Source organism: Aeromonas sp. ASNIH8 (genome assembly GCF_002919855.1).
Taxonomy (GTDB): Bacteria; Pseudomonadota; Gammaproteobacteria; order Enterobacterales; family Aeromonadaceae; genus Aeromonas; species Aeromonas caviae.
Genome location: NZ_PQLN01000229.1, coordinates 1 through 1,213, shown reverse-complemented (window position 1 = coordinate 1,213; position 1,213 = coordinate 1). Strand labels below are relative to the sequence as shown.

The 1,213-nt window shown below is 57.0% G+C and carries 2 protein-coding genes; both read left to right on the top strand.

The window, feature by feature from the left end; genetic code table 11:
* Nucleotides 1-53: 53 nt before the first annotated feature.
* Complete coding sequence (locus tag C3418_RS23605; RefSeq protein WP_039026396.1) at nucleotides 54-368, top strand: transposase; 315 nt, start codon at nucleotides 54-56, stop codon at nucleotides 366-368.
* Nucleotides 365-1,186, top strand: coding sequence for an IS3 family transposase (locus tag C3418_RS23600; RefSeq protein ID WP_039026397.1), 822 nt, complete (start codon nucleotides 365-367; stop codon nucleotides 1,184-1,186). The genes C3418_RS23605 and C3418_RS23600 overlap by 4 nt, the downstream gene beginning before the upstream one ends.
* Nucleotides 1,187-1,213 lie beyond the last annotated feature (27 nt).

Genomic DNA, 1,213 nt, shown 5'->3' with positions numbered 1-1,213 from the left:
TGTAATGACCCACTGAAATCCTGCTCAGGTCATAATGAGTGGAGATCACAGACATGAGCATCACGATGGACGAAGAAATCAAACGTTGGACGGCCAAGCGCAAGTCCGCCTTGGTCATGGAAATCATTCAGGGCAAGACCACCGTCGCTGAAGCGGCTCGAGCCTTTGATTTGCCGCCCTCCGAGATTGAAGAATGGGTAGATGACGCCAAACGGGGCATGGAAAACGCCTTACGGGCCAAGCCACTGGATATTCGCGAGCAGTACGAGAAGCAGCTCAAGGAACTCCAGGAAGCTTATGGCGAGGCCATGCTGGAGTTACGCGCCAGAAAAAAGCTGGCCTCCCTGCTGGGCGAGGACGACAGATAGTCGCCGATGTTCAGCAGGGATTACGCGCAGAAGGTATTGATGTCTCCGTCAGCAAGCTCTGCCGCTGGTTTGGCCTGCCGCGTCGTAGTTGGTACTACCGCAGCGTCAAGGCCGCGCCCAAGCTTCAGGAGCATCTGGTCACCCCGATCAAAAACATGATTGAGGAGAACCCATCGTTCGGTTACCGGACGGTTGCAGCCCTGTTGGGGTTCAACAAGAACACGGTACAGCGCATCTTCCAGCTCAAGGGCTGGCAAGTTCGCAAGCGTCCGGTTGGGTTTCGCCCCCGGATCCAGGCCCTGCCTTCGGTGGCCTCAGCGCCCAACCAACGCTGGGCGACGGACCTATGCCGGATCTGGGCTGGTCGCGATGGCTGGTGTTCCTTGGCGCTGGTGATTGATTGCCATACCCGTGAACTACTGGGATGGCATCTCTCGCGCAGTGGTAAATCGAAAACGGCCGAGGCAGCGCTGGAGCAAGCCTTAATTGCTCGCTTCGGCAGCTTGGGACGAGTTGCATCGCCGTTTTTGTTACGTAGCGACAATGGGTTGGTGTTTACCAGCCGCAACTACACAGCACTGGTGAAGAGCTATGGGTTGCAGCAGGAGTTCATCACGCCGTACACGCCGGAACAAAACGGCATGGTCGAGCGGGTGATCAGAACGCTCAAGGAGCAGTGTGCCCATCGGCAGAGGTTCGAGACCTTGCAGCATGCCAGTCGGGTGATTGGCGACTGGATCCAGTTTTACAACCAGAAGCGTCCTCACCAGGCGCTAAAGATGAAAACACCGGCGCAGGCCTATGCCGAAGCCGCTTAGTTGTGCAGGAACGGCTGGGTCATTACA